Consider the following 15,334-nt stretch of genomic DNA (forward strand, 5'->3'; position numbering starts at 1 on the left):
CTCTTCCTTCAGCCCGTCATAGAGATCGTCGTGCATCTGCTGCACCAACTCGTCGTCGGAAAGTTCGGAAAGGATGATCTCGTCGTCGGACATTTGTATCGAGCTCCTGCCGGCATCGCGACCATGTCGCAAAGCACAAAATATTCGCGTTCATACCTAACCCGCTGAGGGCATGTATCCATAGCTGATTTGCGACTTCCCGCAAAAGGAAAGCGACCGTAACTCTCTTGGAATTCTTGTCGATTTTGCGACAGGCGTTGGCGCTGGCGGGCCGTTTCGAATAGGGTGCATGGCTACGATCTGGCAAGAAGCGGCGAGAGGCAGCCGCTATGGATTCCAGACAAGAACAGATTCAGGGAAGAACCACCATGAGCGAACACGCGGCAGTCGATCAGGAAGCGTCAAACGCGCGACGTGGGCGCGGCGCCAGCGGCGGAGCTGCTGCCCGGCGGGCAGCACGTTCGGGCGGCGGTCCGGGCACGCAGCTCACCTACATCAAGCGCAAGATCAACGTTTATGAGGTGCTGGACGAGGAAGGCCTGGCGCTGATCGAGAAGAACACCGACACGGTGCTCGAGGAGATCGGCATCATCTTCCGCGATGACGCGGAAGCGCTGCAACTGTGGAAAGAGGCCGGCGCCGACATCAAGGGCGAGCGCGTGCACTTTCCGAAGGGTCTGTGCCGTTCGCTGCTCAAGACCGCGCCGTCCGTCTACACCCAGCATGCCCGCAATTCCGAGCGCTCGGTGCAGATCGGCGGCAATGCCACCGTCTTCGCGCCGGTCTACGGCCCGCCCTTCGTCCGCGACCTCGATGGCGTCAGGCGCTATGCGACGATCGAGGATTTCCAGAATTTCGTGAAGCTCGCCTATATGGCGCCGTCGATCCACCATTCGGGCGGCACAGTGTGCGAGCCGGTCGATGTGCCGGTCAACAAGCGCCACCTCGACATGATCTACAGCCACATCAAATATTCCGACAAGCCGTTCATGGGCTCGGTAACCGCGCCGGAGCGCGCCGAAGATACCGTCGCCATGGCCAAGATCGTGTTCGGCGACGATTTCGTCGAGAACAACACGGTGCTGACCAGCCTGATCAACGCCAATTCGCCGATGGTGTTCGACGAGACCATGCTCGGGGCGCTGAAGGTCTATGCGCGCCACAACCAGGCCTGCATCGTCACGCCATTCATCCTTGCCGGCGCCATGAGCCCGGTGACGGTCGCCGGCACGCTGACGCAGGTTCTGGCTGAAGTGCTGGCCGGCGCCTCGTTCACGCAGCTGATCCGTCCCGGCGCGCCGGTGCTGTTCGGTACCTTCGCCTCGTCGATCTCGATGCAGTCGGGCGCGCCGACCTTCGGCACGCCGGAGCCGTCGCTGGTTTCCTATGGCGCCGCACAGCTGGCGCGCCGCCTCGGTCTGCCGTTCCGTACTGGCGGCTCGCTCTGCGCGTCCAAGGTTCCGGATGCGCAGGCGGCCTATGAAAGCGCCAACACGCTGAACTCGACCATCCTGGCCGGCACCAATTTCGTGCTGCATTCGGCCGGCTGGCTCGAGGGCGGGCTGGCGTCCTGCTATGAAAAATTCATGATGGACATCGACCAGCTCGGCATGACGCAGAAGTTTTCCGAGGGCGTCGATCTGTCGGAAAACGGCCAGGCGATGGATGCCATCCGCCAGGTCGGGCCGGGCAGTCACTATCTCGGCTGCGACCACACCCAGGCCAATTTCCAGACTGCCTTCTACCGTTCCAACATCGCCGACAACAATTCCTACGAGCAATGGCTGGCCGAAGGCGAGAAGACTGCGCCGCAGCGTGCCAACGATCTCGCCCGCCGCTGGCTGGAAAGCTACGAGGCGCCGTATCTCGATCCGAGCATCGACGAAGCGTTGAAAGACTTTATCGCCAAGAAGAAGGGGTCGATGCCCGACGCCTTCACTTGAAAGGAGCCCGAATCAGGCGGGGCTAAAGTCGCCAACATCATCCACAAGGAAGTCTGGCGGAGCGCGTTCTCCGATCCGGTCAAGAAGGAATGATTGCGCCTGCCGGCAGCGTTGACCGCATTGCTGCGGCGCTTTTCGCCAACGGCCTTATTCTTCGTGGCGGCTTCAATTTTGCACTAGGGGAAGCGCCGCCAACGGGCTCATCGGGTGCGCCGGCAGCGGCCGTCCTACTGGTGGGGCAGGCGGGCGCGGCACCCTGGCCGCATTTCCTGCGCTGGCGGGAAAAGCAACCACGGACCATCGCCGATCCGCTCGACAGTTGGTCGCGCGAAGTGATCGGCGCGGTGGCGGAGACGTTCGGAGCGCGGGCCGTTTCGCCTTCCGACAGACCTTATCTGCCGTTCCAGCAATGGGCGATGCGGGCGGAGGGGTTGAGGCCGTCACCGCTCGGTATCCTCATGCATCAGCGATACGGGCTCTGGCATGCCTATCGCGGTGCGCTGCTGTTCGACGACGAGCTTTCGGTTCAAGCCGCTGAGGCAGCGCCCCATCTTTGCGATAGCTGTGTCGAGAAACCCTGCCTGAAATCGTGCCCAGTCGACGCCTATTCCGGGCAAGGATTCGCCCATCAATCCTGTCTGGCGCATGTGCGGGGAGCGAATGGCGAACCGTGCCGCAGCAGCGGCTGCCTCGACCGCAATGCCTGTCCCTATGGCACGGCCTATCGCTATCCGCCGGAGGTCCAGGCGTTTCACATGGCAAGCTTTGCGGCGGTGGCCGGCTGATCGAAACCTGCCTTACGGGTTTTGCATCGGTGCGTGACTGTGGGTTCCAAAAGAGCGCCTTGACGATCGACAGAAGCGAGCCTATTCATCAAGTCATCAGATGACTTGATGAATAGGCTCGATGCAACCCGCCACCAGAACCAATCTTACCGACAGCGCCGCCGAAAGCCTGCGTGCCGAGATCGTCAGCGGCCGCTGGGGCGTCGGCGAGCGTATTCCCAATGAGGCAGCCCTGACCGACCTTTTGTCGGTCAGCCGTGGCACGGTGCGCGAGGCAGTGCGGGTGCTGGTCTCGCAGGGATTCCTCGATACGCGCCAGGGCTCGGGCACTTATGTGCGCTCTGCCGTCGATACCTCTGCCGCGCTCGACCGGGTCAAGCGCAGTGGCCTGCGCGATCAATGGGAGGCGCGGGCGGCGCTGGACCTCGAGGCGGCACGGCTAGCCGCCTTGCGTCACACGCCGGCCGATCTCGAAGGGATGCGCCAACTGCTTGCCGAGCGCGGCACCGTCGCGGACGGCGGAAGCGATGCCTTCATCCGTCGCGACCTCGCCTTCCACAAGTCCGTCGTCGCCGCGTCCGGCAACAGGGCGATGATGGAGCTTTACGACTTCTTCACCGCCGCCATCACCGAGACCATCCACGCCACGCTCGACGGCAATCTGCCCGAACCGGACCAGCAGGCGCATGCGGCAATCGTCGAGGCCATTGCCGCTAGCGATCCCGAGCGCGCGATTGCCGCCGTCCGCGCCTTCATGGCGCCGGTGCTTGCCCAACTTGAAAGACTGCTTTCGCAATGAACCAGAGTTTTCGTCAGCCTGACCCGAAGCCGCAATCCGAGGCCATCAAGGGGCTGGAGCTCATCGATGCGGAAGTCGACAGCCTGCCCGCACCGCAGCCGCCTGAACTGCGCAGCCGTGCAGCACGTATTGTGCTTGGCGCGAGCCTTGTGCTGATCGCCTTCAGCCTGCGGCCGCTGTTTTCCAGCCTGTCGGTGCTGCTGCCGGAGGTGATGCAGGCAACCGGGCTTTCGACGACCGGCGCCAGCCTGCTGACGACGCTGCCCGTTTTGTGCCTGGGTCTGTTTGCGCCCTTCGCGCCAAAACTTGCCCAACGCTATGGGGCTGAACGCACGCTGCTCGGCGCGCTCACCTTGCTGGTGCTGGGCACCGGGCTGCGCTGGTTCGAATCGGTTCCCTTGCTGTTTGTCGCCACCTTCCTTGCCGGCGGTGCCATAGCCATCGGCAACGTCCTGCTGCCGGGCCTGGTGAAGCGTGATTTTGCCGACAGGGCCGCCGTCATGACCGGGCTCTACACCATGGCGCTCTGCGCCGGTTCGGCCGCCGCCGCGGGTTTCACACTGCCGATCGAGCATTTGGTCACGGGTTCATGGTCGGGAGCGCTCGCTGCCTGGGCGGTGCCGACGCTGGTCGTGCTGTTGATATGGATTCCGCAGGCGCTCGGCAGCCGACAGCAGGTCAGCCATCAAGGGTTTCGCGTCGTCGGGCTTTGGCGCGATCGCTTGGCGTGGCAGGTGACGCTGTTCATGGGGCTGCAGTCAGCGCTTGCCTATTGCATCTTCGGCTGGCTGGCGCCGATCCTGCGCGAGCGCGGTTTCGACGCGGCCACCGCCGGCGCCATGGTTTCGGTATCGGTGATGGCGCAGGTCATCACGTGCCTTGCCGTGCCGTCCTTTGCGATGCGGCTGAAAGACCAGCGCGGCATCAATGTGGCGCTCGTTGCCACAGCGGTGATTGCGCTGCTCGGCATTCTTTTCGCTCCGACCTCGACCGTGCTGTTCTGGGCGGTCCTGCAAGGCATCGGGCAGGGCGGCCTGATCGCGGCTGCCATGAGCCTGATCGTGCTGCGTTCGCCGGATTCGCATGTGGCGGCGCATCTTTCGGGCATGGCGCAAGGTGTGGGCTATGTTCTGGCGGCCTTCGGCCCGCTGCTGGTGGGGTTGATCCGTGGCTGGACCGGCAGTTTTTCGGCGTCGGCCCTCCTGTTTGTAGCGCTCGGGCTTGGCGCCGCCATCATGGGGTTCGGCGCCGGCCACGCGCTGCATGTGGGCGCACGGACCGTGCGCGCCGACGACCGATAACGCGTCACGCAATCCTGCACGAAATGTTGACTGCCGCGTTCAGGGAACGCCTTGCCGTATCGGCTTGGCCGGATATGTATCGCGCATCAATCGAACGGAGCGGGCGATGACGAAGCAGGACCTTCAGATCAAGACCAGGGATGGCGTTGCCAAAGCAGGGCTTTTCCGCTCGGCAAACGCATCTCCGGCCAAGGCTGGCGTCATTCTTTATCAGGATGCTTTCGGTCCGCGGCCGGCGCTCAGCAGCATGGCTGAGCGGCTGGCGAATGAAGGTTATGCGGTGCTGGTGCCCGACCTGTTCTACCGCAATGCGCCTTACGGGCCGTTCGACGCCAAGACCGCCTTCGTCGAGGAAAAGACCAAGGCGGCGCTGATGGCGCTGGTCACAGGCACCTCGCAGGATATGACTATCAGCGACAGCGGTGCATTCCTCGATGCACTTGCTGCCGAGGGCGTCACCGGACCGGTCGGCACCGTTGGTTACTGCATGGGTGGCGGCCGGGCACTGAATGCCGCCGCAACCTATCCCGACAGGATAGAGGCGGCCGCGAGCTTCCATGGCGGCAATCTGGCCAGCGACGCCGCCGACAGCCCGCATCGCAAGGCGGCCTCCATCAAGGCGCGTGTCTATGTCGGCACATCCGGCGTCGACAGAAGTTTCCCGCCGGAACAGTCCGCGCGACTGGCCGAGGCGCTGCGGGTTGCGGAAGTCGACCATGTCATCGAGAACTATGCCGGTATGGCGCATGGCTGGTGCGTACCCGATCATAGCGTTTTCAATGCCGCGGGTGCGGAACGCCACTGGAAGCGATTGACGACGCTGTTCGCCGAGACCCTGATCTAAGCCTTTCCGCGGCTGTTCTTGCCTGTTGGCTGCTCGTCCCGTTCGCGCTATCAGGCAGCACTAATGGCGCGGCCCCGGATTAGCGGGTCGAGCGGGAACGAATAGCCTGATGCAATCCTATGATGTCGTGATCATCGGCGCGGGTGCCGCCGGAATGATGTGCGCCGTGGAAGCGGCCAAGCGCGGCCGTTCGGTGCTGATCCTCGATCATGCGGCAATGCCCGGCGAAAAAATCCGCATCTCCGGCGGCGGCCGGTGCAATTTCACCAACATCCATGCCAGCCCGAAGAACTTTCTCTCGGACAATCCCCATTTCTGCATCTCGGCGCTCAGCCGCTATACGCAGCGCGATTTCATTGCGCTCGTCGAACGCCACCGCATCGCCTATCACGAAAAGACACTGGGGCAGCTGTTCTGCGATGGCTCCGCACGCCAGATCATCGACATGCTGATCTCGGAAATGCAGGACAGGGGCGTGGAGCTGGCACTGTCGACCAGGGTTGAGGATGTCCGCAAGACCGAGGAGGGGTTTGTGCTCACCCTCTCCACGGGCACGGTCACTTGCCAGTCCGTTGTCGTGGCCTGCGGCGGCAAGTCGATCCCCAAGATGGGGGCGACCGGCTTCGGCTATGAGCTTGCCGAACGGTTCGGCCTTGCCGTTGTCGAAACGCGGCCGGCGCTGGTGCCACTGACCTTCGATGCAAACACGCTCGAGCGCCTGGCGCCCCTGGCCGGCAACGCCGTGGACGCGGAAGTCGCCTGCGGCAAGACGCGGTTTTCCGAAGCGATGCTGTTCACGCATCGCGGTGTCAGCGGACCGTCCATCCTGCAGATCTCTTCCTATTGGCGCGAGGGGGATGAAATCCGCATTGCCATGCTGCCGGGAGTTGATGTGGCGGAAATCATTCGTATCGCCAAGCGCGGAAATGGACGGCAAGCGGTGCAGACCGTGCTGGCAAATCATCTCCCGAAGCGGCTGGCGCAGTCGATAGCCGAGCGAACCGGGATCGACGGCAACCTTGCCGATCTTTCCGATGCCCAGATCAAAACCGTCGCCGCTGCGGTCAATGACTGGCGCATCAAGCCTGCCGGTTCAGAGGGCTACCGCACCGCCGAAGTGACACTGGGCGGGGTCGACACCAACGGATTGGAGCAGAAAACGATGCAGGCGAAATCCGTGCCGGGCCTGTTCTTCATAGGCGAAGCCGTCGATGTCACGGGTTGGCTGGGTGGCTATAATTTCCAGTGGGCGTGGTCGTCGGGCTGGGTGGCGGGGCAGGCGGCTTAGGGTCGAAAGCGCCGATCCACGACCGGCTTCATAGTCTTACTTCTGCGCCTTCGCCCGAGTAACCGCCGGCGCTTTCTTCTTCTTTTTGGCCTGGTTGTAGTCGATCGCGGCACGGACGAGGTCTTTCAGGGCACGCTCATCGAGCTTATCGCCCTCAAGGATATCGATTGCCCGCCACACCTTGCCGCCAAAACCGTTGTTGAACAGCTTGTCGGGGTCCGGCAGGCTCGCGCCGTGGGAAAAGGTGAGCTTCACCTTGTCCTTGTGGGCGTTGCCGACCACGATGTTCCCGTCGAGGCACCATACCGGGCTGCCCATCCACTTCCACTCCTCGACGATGTCCGGGTCGGCTGCAAGGATGGTCTTGCGGATGCCAGCCAGCATCTCGGCGCGCCAGTCCGTGAGGCCGGCGATCAGCTGGTCGATCTGTTCGGATGGGTTCATTGGGTGCCTTCCTATGCCTCGACGCGTTTCAACCGCCGCCCGTTACCAGCGCGCCAGCTGGGTGATCTGAACGAGGTTGCCGCAGCTGTCTTTCAGCTGGGCGATGGTCGAACCGGTCACCTCGGTCGGCGGCTTGATAAACGCGCCACCCTTCGCCTTGATGCGCTCATAGTCGCCCTTGACGTCGTCGGTGAAGAACATGACCGCGGGCTGACCCTGCTTGAAGATGGCTTCCTGATAGGCTTTGGCGGCCGGGTTGTCGTTGAGCGCGAGCTGCAGCTCCGTTCCATCAGGCTCTTCAGCTGAGGCCACGGTCAGCCAGCGATAGGGCCCGTTGCTGAAATCGGCCTTCTTGGTGAAGCCCAGCACGTCGGTGTAGAAGCGCAGCGCGTTTTCCTGGTTGTCCACATACACGCTGGTTAGCTTGATCTTCATCGCACTTTCTCCTCTGTCGTATTCTTGCCTCTGTGACCGCTACGGAATCCAGCCGGGCAGGGCAGCGGCCTGCTTGATCCAGTCCGCCATTTGCGCCTCGTCGAACGCATCGTCTTCGCGGATGTCGATCCAGCGAACGTCCTTGCTTTTCGCCGTGCCGCCGGGTGGAATCGGCTGCAACGACATGCCTCTGAAGAAGGTTACCTTCACGTAGGGGGTGAAGACATGAAACGACACGAACCAGCCTTGACCCTCGATGCCGTAGAACGGCGAGTTCCATCGCACGGCCTTGCGAACGTCAGGCACGTTGCGCACGATGAGCGCGTCGAGACGCTCGCCGAGACCACGCTTCCGGCCCGGCATTGCAGCGATGTAGGCCTGCACCAGGGCGTCGCCGTCGCCCTTGGCGATTTGCGGGTTGCCGCCCGAAAGCAGGACCGGCGCAGCCTTGGCCGTGGTCGATTGTCCCTGCGCCTTGGCCATTCTGCCCACTCCTATCCGCCGGCACGCTGCGCGCCGCGCCCCTTGGCGGCATAGGGCAGCACGAACATGTAAAGGCCGCTGAACAGCAGCAGGAAGAGCGGCAAGAGCGGCGAGTAGACCACCCAGGCGGGAGGCTGCCCAAATGCCATGGTGGCGAAGTTGGCGATGACGGTCAGCGTAAAGATGATCGACAGCCAGCGATGAATTTGCCGGATCCACTTGTTCCAGTCCAATGGCACCTCCCGTCAAAAAGAGCCGAAGCGGACCAGCAATCCGCTTGCCGGCGGTTTCAATCCAGCCGCGCCAGGACGTCCTCCAGGGCAGTAAGGAACCTTTGCCAGCCGACCGTGGCGCCGCGGAAATATGGCTGTTGATCCGGCCGGAAGCCCGTCTGCTCCATGCGCAGATGGGTTCCCGTGCTCGTAGCGGTGAGCGTCCAGGTGACGACGCTCTCGAGATCCTTGGTGTCCCAGGTGTAGGACAGTGTCTTGTTGGGCTCGACCGTCTGGACCTGGCAGTCGACGCCGCCCCAGTCCGCGCTGAGATTGAAACGGTGGTCCACGACTGGCTTGAAGTTGTTCTTCATCAGCCACTCCTCGATCAGATGCGGTTGGGTGAGGGCACGCCAGATCTTCTCCGGCGGATAGGGGATTTCACGTTCGACGATGACGGAGCGCGTTTCGGTCGCAGTGTTGATCATTGGTCCATTCTTTTGAGCAAATTCTCGAGGTCGTCGAACCGGCTTTGCCAGAACGCGTTCATCTGGTTCGTCCAGTCGGTCAGGGGAGAAAGCGCTGCGAGCTGGGCGCTATAATGGGTCTGCCGTCCCTCATGGCGGTCGCGCACCAGTCCGGCCTGCCGGAGCACGCCGAGATGCTTCGACACCGCTGGCTGCGAGACACCCGACTGAGCTGTCAAAGCGCCAACCGTCTGCTCGCCTTGCCGGCACAGGCGCTCGAAGATCGCGCGACGCGTCGGATCGGAGAGCGTTCTGAACAGGACATCGTGATCGTTGGTCATTTGGGATCGATAACCCTGTGGCTATTGATTGACATATAACCGCCGAGATATGTATGTGTCAAGCGGGAGCGTGGGTGGTCACGATCCGGCCGTTTTCAAAAAAATCTTCCCATTGTCCCAAGGATTAGCCATTAGCCTTCGTCCAACAGGCAAATGATGGCGATGATGCTGGATGAAAGCGAAGCCTCCGACGCCGAACTGATCGGACGGGCGAAGGGCGGAGACAGGGGGGCCTTCAGCACATTGCTGGAGCGTCACTACGACTTCGTCTATCGCGCCGCCTATCGCTGGTGCGGCCGGAAGGCCGATGCCGAAGACATCGCCCAGGAAGTCTGTGTGCGGTTAGGCAAGGCGATCCGCGACTATCGCGGCGGCGCCGCCTTCACGACATGGCTCTATTCCGTGACGATGAACGCCGCGCGCGACATGATGCGAAAGACCGCGCGCGAGACGGTCAAGACCGAGGCCTATGGCGTCCATGCGCTGATCTCGGGCGAGGCGTCGGTCGAACCGGAAGACCCGGCCGAAGCGCTGTGGGTGGCGGTTCGGCAATTGCCCGACAAGCAACGCGACGCCGTGCTGCTGGTCTATGGCGAGGGCCTGAGCCACGCGGCCGCCGCCGAGGCGATGGCGATCTCGGAGACGACGGTTTCCTGGCACATCCATGAAGCGAAGAAACGGCTGAAGACGCTGATGCGCTCGGCCGGGGAAGTGTGACCATGGTCGACGACAACGAACTCAAGAGATTGCGCGATGCAGCAGTGCCGGCGCCCGCCCGGGACGCCAAGGCGCGTGCTTTCGAAGTCGCCCTGCGCGCATACGATCAGGAAAATATTTCTGCTGTCACCCAAGGATCGCTTGGCGGGCTTCGTCTCACAGAGCGAGCACAAAAGCTCTGGAGCGAGATCATGCAAAAGAAACTCATTGCCACGCCGGCCCTTGCCGGGCTCGTCGCCCTGCCGATCGCCGGATACGCCACCTTCCATCTGCTGAGGGAACAGCCGCCCAAATTCGGCGGCGACGAGAAGATCAGCGAGACGCTGGCCGACAAGCCGGCGACCCTGAAGCCGACGACCGCCGAGCCGAAGCAAGCTCCGACCGGGTTGGAGAAGGACAAGAAGGCCGACGCGGATGTGGAAAGCCGCGACGCCACCGATGCACTTGTGGCGCCGGCCTCGCCGCCGAAATCCGAATCGACCATTGCTGGCGGTACGGCACAGCAGGAATCGGCGACGGGCGCTCCCCGCCAGGATGCTGCCGACGCCGGAAAGACGAACGTTGCACCTCCTGCGCCAGCTCCGACGGGCGAGTTTGCGCTGGACGGCTCCATAAGCACGCCCAGCACCTCTCGGGCCGCCCGCATGCCGGCCGAGTCCAAGCTGATGGTGCAGCCGCCGTCGACCTTGCCGGCCGACCAGATGCAGCCGCAGGAGGAAAACCGCGATCGCGTCGAGGATTTCAAGACCAATCCGGTGCATGCAGCACTCGAGGATCCGGTCTCGACCTTCTCGATCGACGTCGACACGGCCTCCTATTCCTTTGTGCGCAGCTCGCTGAAGCAGGGCACCCTGCCGCAGGCCGACACGGTGCGCGTCGAGGAGATGATCAACTACTTCCCCTATGACTGGAAGGGCCCGGAGTCGGCTTCGACGCCGTTCAACTCGACCGTCAGCGTGATGCCAACGCCTTGGAACACGCAGACCAAGCTGATGCATGTCGCCATCAAGGGGTTTGACGTCAAGCCGACCGAGCAGCCGAAGGCCAATCTGGTCTTCCTGATCGATGTCTCGGGTTCGATGGACGAGCCGGACAAGCTGCCGCTGCTCAAATCGGCTTTCCGGTTGCTGGTCGGCAAGCTGAAGGCGGACGACACCATCTCGATCGTCACCTATGCGGGTGATGCGGGCACAGTCCTGGAGCCGACCAAGGCGTCCGAAAAGGACAAAATCCTCAGTGCCATCGACAATTTGACGCCCGGCGGCAGCACGGCCGGCGAGGCGGGCATCAAGGAAGCCTACAGGCTGGCGCAAAAATCCTTCGTCAAGGATGGCGTCAACCGGGTGATGCTTGCCACTGACGGCGACTTCAATGTCGGCCAGAGCGACGATGATGATCTGAAGCGGCTGATCGAAAGCGAGCGCAAGACCGGTGTCTTCCTGTCGGTGTTCGGCTTCGGCCGCGGCAATCTGAACGACCAGATGATGCAGACCATCGCCCAGAACGGCAACGGCACCGCCGCCTATATCGACACGCTGGCCGAAGCTGAAAAGGTGCTTGTCGAGGATGCCTCCTCGACGCTGTTCACCATTGCCAAGGACGTGAAGATCCAGGTCGAGTTCAACCCGAACAAGGTCTCGGAATATCGCCTGATCGGCTACGAGACCCGCGCCTTGAACCGCGAGGATTTCAACAATGACCGCGTCGATGCCGGCGATATCGGTTCGGGCCACTCGGTCACCGCGATCTACGAGATCACGCCCAAGGGCAGCGGTGGCGAGCAGATCGATCCGCTGCGTTATGGCCAGGCGTCGGTGGACAATGGCGGCGTCGCCAATGCGGACGAATATGCCTTCGTCAAGATCCGCTACAAGCTGCCCAATGAAGACGTCTCGAAGCTGATCACCACGCCGGTGACCTCGGCCAACGAGATTTCGTCCTTCGACCAGGCCAGCACCGACCAGCGTTTCTCCGTCGCGGTTGCGGCCTTCGGCCAGAAGCTGCGCGACGAGGATGCGACCGCGAAGTTCGGTTACGACAAGATCATGGAGATCGCCACCGCCGCTCGAGGAGCCGACCCGTTTGGGTACAGGTCCGAGTTCCTCTCGCTTGTGCGCCTTGCCTCGGCGCTGGGCGGTAACCGGTAGTGGTGATGACGGCCGGTTTCTTTCAGATGGGATCGTTCTGATACGGGAAACCGACCAACGGGCGGGTGAGGCAGGCCGGCGAGGGGTTCATTCCCTTGCCGGCCTTTTTTCGGACCTATTGATATTCAGGTGAGGCCGGCCTGCGAATGGGGTTCCCTGCGCTTCCGGGGCTCACGTACTTTAAGTACGCTCCGCTCCGATTCTCGAAAATTACCATTCTCGACTCGGCCTGACTTGAATCTCAACAGATCCGAGGCGTAGCGTTAACCTGCATGATCGTTAAATTGCACGGCATTTCCGGTACCGGATCGCAACTCCCTCTTGCTACACGGGACAGGTGTACTGGGCTTGAGGGAGCCGAAATTGCAGATCAGGACTATCGCCAACTCGATACCGCCGGCACGAGACCTTCCAGCTCAAGGGCCAGCCGCTTCGTCGGCACCGTCGGCGGAATCCAGGCGTATCAGCGACAATGTCACCGCTGCCCGCAACACCGCCATGTCGGCGCTGACCAACGACCGCTTCCGCATCATGCTGGAGCAGATAACCGATCCGGTTTCATCCGGCGCGCTGATGACGATGAGCGGCGACAATGTGGTCGACTTCAAGTCGGCGCAGTCGAGCTACGCCGACAACAGCGAATAATCGAAGACTGATAAGGTCAGGCGCGGCTGCGGCGGCGCTCGCGGCGGGCTTCACTGGTCTCGGCGGTGTTTTCCGTCGCCACCTTGTTGCGCATCGGACCGATGCGCTCGACAATTGCGGCAACCGTCGGACGATCCGCCTTGGTGTGCGCATCGAGCGCCTTGCGCATGGCGGCAAGGTGCTGGAACGAGGTGCCGCAGCAGCCGCCGATAATTTTGGCGCCGCCGTCGACAGCGAGGCGCACATAATCGGCCATCAGTTCGGGTGTGCCGGAATAATGGATTTCGGTGCCGCGGAATTCAGGAATGCCGCAATTGCCCTTGACGATCACCGTCGCCTCCGGCTTCGCCTCGGTCATGTCGAGCAGCGAGGCCAAGATGTCGGACGCGCCGACGCCGCAATTGGCACCAACGCCGAGCGGCGCTTGCGAAAGTCCGTCGGTGACGCCGTGGATATCCTTCGGCAGCAGGCCCATCATGGTGCGGCCGGCGGTGTCGAAGGAACCGGTGTAGGTGTAGGGCAGGCCGACGCGAATGGCAGCCTCGGCGGCGGCGCGGATCTCGTCGGGAGCCGACATCGTCTCGATCCAGGCGACTTCGGCGCCGCCTTCCTTGAGGCCCTCGATCTGCTCGGCGAAGGCATCGACCGCCTCGTCATAGGTCATGGCGCCAAGCGGCACCAGCAATTCGCCGGTCGGGCCGACCGAGCCGGCGACGATCACCTTGCGGCCGGCTCTGTCGGCGACAGCGCGTGCGAGCTCGGCGGCGCGCTTGTTCAGCGCATGCACGCGATCCTGCGCATGGTGAAGCTTCAAGCGGTGACGGGTGCCGCCGAACGAGTTGGTGAGGATGATGTCGGCGCCGGCATCGACGAAATTCTGGTGCAGGCTGGTGATGGTGTCGGGCGCCGTTTCGTTCAGTAGCTCGGGTGCCTCGCCGGCCTCCAGACCCATGGCGAACAAATTGGTGCCGGTGGCACCATCGGCCAGCAGCACGCCCTTTTCAGCCAGCAGCGCATCGATCGGGTTGGTGGTCGTCATAGGATTGGCTTTCATGTTTCGAAGTCGAATAAGGATATAAAGAAGTCTTTATGTGTAGTCAATGATTTTGCAGCGATGCCGGCACCAGGATCGGAGGCCGGTCCTCACTGTGTCGAGGTGATCTCGACATGGATTTCGGTGCAGATCCCGCCATTGGTTGAATAATAGTCAACCGAGCAGGCGGTGACCACCAGCAGGAGATTCTGCTCGGCGCGCAACGTCACATAGCCGCCCGGCGGGTTGATCGACGCGGAGACCGATGCGGCGCGGGTCTGGCATGACCTGTCCTTCAAAAAATGGAAATGCCGTGGCCGGGACTAATTTAGTTCGCGAGCTTGGCGCGAAGTGCTTCGGCATATAGGGCCACAGCACCTTTGTGATGCCGCCGCAGGAAGGCGGATTGGTCGAGCCGCCAGAGCCGCTCGATTTCGCCGGCGAACGCCGGATTGGTGCAGGTGCCATAGCCAGCGCCGGGATAGACGACGATCTCGCCGGCGTAGAGACAATGATCGGTGACCAGGAAGTCGACGCGGATGTAGTCGAGGTTGCCGGCGATGGCAGGGGCGATCGACACCGCCTGGCGGACATAGCTGAGAAGCCGCGCATTGACGGGCACGGCCTGATCCTCGCGGGGATAGTCCGGATCGCGCCCGGGCAATGGATTGGCTTCCCGATCCAAAAGCAGCGAACGTCGCGCGGCCTTATCCTCGACCCAGGCATGCGTGACCACGCCGCCGCAAACATGCACCTTGATGTCGGTTGCGATCCTTGTGCCGGACAGCGCCAGCCGCTCTTCCACGAAAACGGTGCGAACGACTGGCCAATAGGCCCATTCGCCATCGCGGCGGCCATAACGTTTTCTCAGCCAGTGCCTCACCTTGGCGATGATGTGGCCGCGATTGGGGTCGCCGCCGGCAACGAATATGTTCATCGCGCAGCCGTGGTTTGTCTTGACGATGACATCGCCGGCCAGCAGATCGAGAGGAATGTCGGCAGGGTCGCGCCCTGACCAGAGCGTCCGTGGCAAGGCAAGTTCGGGGCAGGCGCTGCTTATATGAGCCTTGGCAGCAAGCTTGTCGGTCAGTGTTACGAACAGTGGATTGCGGTCGAGGATTTTTCGCCAGAGCAACATTTCATGGTATGTTTCGGGCGCGGCCGGATTGGGCAGATAGCCGAGTTTTTTCACGAACCGCACTGTAAGCGCGGGATGGCGAACGGTCAGCAACAAGCGTGCAACCGACAGAATAATGCGTCCTGTCCAGGAAAAATTGGCCTTGGCCGTCATCAGGGATACCCGGCCGTTGTTGGCTGAGTCCGATCCGGGCAGATCGCCGGTCAGATATATCCCATTCCGTATCGCGATTTGTTGTTTTCGTAAAAGGTTTTGCAGGCGTCGCGGCGTTGGATTTGCGTGAATTGTCGATCCAGTCCGCGATCGCGGCTC

General features: G+C 62.4%; 18 protein-coding genes and 1 pseudogene. 9 read left to right on the forward strand and 10 right to left on the reverse strand.

From position 1 onward, the window contains the following. Positions 1-93 (reverse strand): annotated as a pseudogene (locus C8D77_RS38405) (cobalamin-binding protein); the annotation flags it as partial. 275 nt (positions 94-368) lie between these two features. Between C8D77_RS38405 and C8D77_RS25820 the strand changes: the two are divergent. The 6 genes from C8D77_RS25820 to C8D77_RS25845 all read left to right on the forward strand — a co-directional run bounded on the left by C8D77_RS25820 (position 369) and on the right by C8D77_RS25845 (position 6,960). Beyond that, positions 369-1,943, forward strand: a complete 1,575-nt coding sequence (locus tag C8D77_RS25820; RefSeq protein ID WP_109669393.1) for a trimethylamine methyltransferase family protein — start codon at positions 369-371, stop codon at positions 1,941-1,943. An 89-nt stretch (positions 1,944-2,032) separates the two neighbouring features. Beyond that, positions 2,033-2,728 carry a 4Fe-4S dicluster domain-containing protein gene (locus C8D77_RS25825; RefSeq protein ID WP_109669395.1) on the forward strand — a complete coding sequence of 232 codons (696 nt, stop codon included), beginning with the start codon at positions 2,033-2,035 and terminating at the stop codon, positions 2,726-2,728. 121 nt (positions 2,729-2,849) lie between these two features. Beyond that, positions 2,850-3,527, forward strand: a complete 678-nt coding sequence (locus C8D77_RS25830) for a FadR/GntR family transcriptional regulator (RefSeq protein WP_109669398.1) — start codon at positions 2,850-2,852, stop codon at positions 3,525-3,527. Next, positions 3,524-4,828, forward strand: coding sequence for a CynX/NimT family MFS transporter (locus tag C8D77_RS25835; protein WP_109669401.1), 1,305 nt, complete (start codon positions 3,524-3,526; stop codon positions 4,826-4,828). Before C8D77_RS25830 ends, C8D77_RS25835 begins: the two co-directional genes overlap by 4 nt. A gap of 106 nt (positions 4,829-4,934) precedes the next feature. After that, complete coding sequence (locus C8D77_RS25840) at positions 4,935-5,672, forward strand: dienelactone hydrolase family protein (protein ID WP_109669404.1); 738 nt, start codon at positions 4,935-4,937, stop codon at positions 5,670-5,672. 109 nt (positions 5,673-5,781) lie between these two features. Next, a complete protein-coding gene (locus C8D77_RS25845) occupies positions 5,782-6,960 on the forward strand; it encodes a BaiN/RdsA family NAD(P)/FAD-dependent oxidoreductase (RefSeq protein WP_109669406.1) in 1,179 nt (392 codons plus the stop codon). Positions 6,961-6,996: 36 nt separating this feature from the next. On the opposite strand, the gene C8D77_RS25850 is transcribed toward C8D77_RS25845, so the two are convergent. From C8D77_RS25850 to C8D77_RS25875, 6 genes are read right to left on the reverse strand one after another with little or no spacing between them, the layout of a single operon-like run. Beyond that, on the reverse strand, positions 6,997-7,404 hold the full coding sequence (locus tag C8D77_RS25850; protein ID WP_109669409.1) for a DUF1801 domain-containing protein: 408 nt from the start codon (positions 7,402-7,404) through the stop codon (positions 6,997-6,999). Positions 7,405-7,446: 42 nt separating this feature from the next. After that, positions 7,447-7,839 carry a VOC family protein gene (locus C8D77_RS25855; protein WP_109669412.1) on the reverse strand — a complete coding sequence of 131 codons (393 nt, stop codon included), beginning with the start codon at positions 7,837-7,839 and terminating at the stop codon, positions 7,447-7,449. A gap of 39 nt (positions 7,840-7,878) precedes the next feature. Continuing rightward, complete coding sequence (locus C8D77_RS25860; RefSeq protein ID WP_109669414.1) at positions 7,879-8,322, reverse strand: DUF1801 domain-containing protein; 444 nt, start codon at positions 8,320-8,322, stop codon at positions 7,879-7,881. Between the two features lie 11 nt (positions 8,323-8,333). Then, on the reverse strand, positions 8,334-8,555 hold the full coding sequence (locus C8D77_RS25865; protein ID WP_109669416.1) for a hypothetical protein: 222 nt from the start codon (positions 8,553-8,555) through the stop codon (positions 8,334-8,336). Positions 8,556-8,611: 56 nt separating this feature from the next. After that, the gene (locus tag C8D77_RS25870) at positions 8,612-9,022 is read right to left on the reverse strand and encodes an SRPBCC family protein (RefSeq protein ID WP_109669419.1); all 411 of its coding nucleotides are present in this window, start codon (positions 9,020-9,022) and stop codon (positions 8,612-8,614) included. Next, positions 9,019-9,342, reverse strand: coding sequence for an ArsR/SmtB family transcription factor (locus tag C8D77_RS25875; RefSeq protein ID WP_109669422.1), 324 nt, complete (start codon positions 9,340-9,342; stop codon positions 9,019-9,021). The genes C8D77_RS25870 and C8D77_RS25875 overlap by 4 nt, the downstream gene beginning before the upstream one ends. A gap of 156 nt (positions 9,343-9,498) precedes the next feature. Between C8D77_RS25875 and C8D77_RS25880 the strand changes: the two genes are divergently transcribed. From C8D77_RS25880 to C8D77_RS37695, 3 genes are all read left to right on the forward strand, one after another. After that, complete coding sequence (locus C8D77_RS25880; RefSeq protein ID WP_109669795.1) at positions 9,499-10,059, forward strand: RNA polymerase sigma factor; 561 nt, start codon at positions 9,499-9,501, stop codon at positions 10,057-10,059. A gap of 2 nt (positions 10,060-10,061) precedes the next feature. Beyond that, positions 10,062-12,206, forward strand: a complete 2,145-nt coding sequence (locus tag C8D77_RS25885) for a YfbK domain-containing protein (RefSeq protein WP_109669425.1) — start codon at positions 10,062-10,064, stop codon at positions 12,204-12,206. A 363-nt stretch (positions 12,207-12,569) separates the two neighbouring features. Continuing rightward, positions 12,570-12,851, forward strand: coding sequence for a hypothetical protein (locus C8D77_RS37695; protein ID WP_164548713.1), 282 nt, complete (start codon positions 12,570-12,572; stop codon positions 12,849-12,851). 16 nt (positions 12,852-12,867) lie between these two features. Here C8D77_RS37695 and bmt read toward each other — a convergent pair whose 3' ends face one another. The 3 genes from bmt to C8D77_RS25905 form a co-directional block, all read right to left on the reverse strand. Further along, complete coding sequence (bmt, locus tag C8D77_RS25895; RefSeq protein ID WP_164548712.1) at positions 12,868-13,890, reverse strand: betaine--homocysteine S-methyltransferase; 1,023 nt, start codon at positions 13,888-13,890, stop codon at positions 12,868-12,870. A 104-nt stretch (positions 13,891-13,994) separates the two neighbouring features. Next, complete coding sequence (locus tag C8D77_RS25900) at positions 13,995-14,183, reverse strand: hypothetical protein (protein ID WP_109669433.1); 189 nt, start codon at positions 14,181-14,183, stop codon at positions 13,995-13,997. 29 nt (positions 14,184-14,212) lie between these two features. Beyond that, positions 14,213-15,175 (reverse strand): ATP-grasp fold amidoligase family protein, encoded by a 963-nt coding sequence (locus tag C8D77_RS25905; RefSeq protein ID WP_109669436.1) that lies wholly within the window; start codon positions 15,173-15,175, stop codon positions 14,213-14,215. Positions 15,176-15,334 lie beyond the last annotated feature (159 nt).

The organism is Mesorhizobium loti (assembly GCF_003148495.1).
Classification (GTDB): Bacteria; Pseudomonadota; Alphaproteobacteria; order Rhizobiales; family Rhizobiaceae; genus Mesorhizobium; species Mesorhizobium loti.

What these genes read in the sequence shown, in the direction of transcription:
- C8D77_RS25820 (WP_109669393.1), top strand. Translation starts at nt 369, where the DNA reads ATGAGCGAACACGCGGCAGTCGATCAGGAAGCGTCAAACGCGCGACGT.
- C8D77_RS25825 (WP_109669395.1), top strand. Translation starts at nt 2,033, where the DNA reads ATGATTGCGCCTGCCGGCAGCGTTGACCGCATTGCTGCGGCGCTTTTC.
- C8D77_RS25830 (WP_109669398.1), top strand. Translation starts at nt 2,850, where the DNA reads ATGCAACCCGCCACCAGAACCAATCTTACCGACAGCGCCGCCGAAAGC.
- C8D77_RS25835 (WP_109669401.1), top strand. Translation starts at nt 3,524, where the DNA reads ATGAACCAGAGTTTTCGTCAGCCTGACCCGAAGCCGCAATCCGAGGCC.
- C8D77_RS25840 (WP_109669404.1), top strand. Translation starts at nt 4,935, where the DNA reads ATGACGAAGCAGGACCTTCAGATCAAGACCAGGGATGGCGTTGCCAAA.
- C8D77_RS25845 (WP_109669406.1), top strand. Translation starts at nt 5,782, where the DNA reads ATGCAATCCTATGATGTCGTGATCATCGGCGCGGGTGCCGCCGGAATG.
- C8D77_RS25850 (WP_109669409.1), bottom strand. Translation starts at nt 7,404, where the DNA reads ATGAACCCATCCGAACAGATCGACCAGCTGATCGCCGGCCTCACGGAC.
- C8D77_RS25855 (WP_109669412.1), bottom strand. Translation starts at nt 7,839, where the DNA reads ATGAAGATCAAGCTAACCAGCGTGTATGTGGACAACCAGGAAAACGCG.
- C8D77_RS25860 (WP_109669414.1), bottom strand. Translation starts at nt 8,322, where the DNA reads ATGGCCAAGGCGCAGGGACAATCGACCACGGCCAAGGCTGCGCCGGTC.
- C8D77_RS25870 (WP_109669419.1), bottom strand. Translation starts at nt 9,022, where the DNA reads ATGATCAACACTGCGACCGAAACGCGCTCCGTCATCGTCGAACGTGAA.
- C8D77_RS25875 (WP_109669422.1), bottom strand. Translation starts at nt 9,342, where the DNA reads ATGACCAACGATCACGATGTCCTGTTCAGAACGCTCTCCGATCCGACG.
- C8D77_RS25880 (WP_109669795.1), top strand. Translation starts at nt 9,499, where the DNA reads ATGGCGATGATGCTGGATGAAAGCGAAGCCTCCGACGCCGAACTGATC.
- C8D77_RS25885 (WP_109669425.1), top strand. Translation starts at nt 10,062, where the DNA reads ATGGTCGACGACAACGAACTCAAGAGATTGCGCGATGCAGCAGTGCCG.
- bmt (WP_164548712.1), bottom strand. Translation starts at nt 13,890, where the DNA reads ATGACGACCACCAACCCGATCGATGCGCTGCTGGCTGAAAAGGGCGTG.
- C8D77_RS25905 (WP_109669436.1), bottom strand. Translation starts at nt 15,175, where the DNA reads ATGACGGCCAAGGCCAATTTTTCCTGGACAGGACGCATTATTCTGTCG.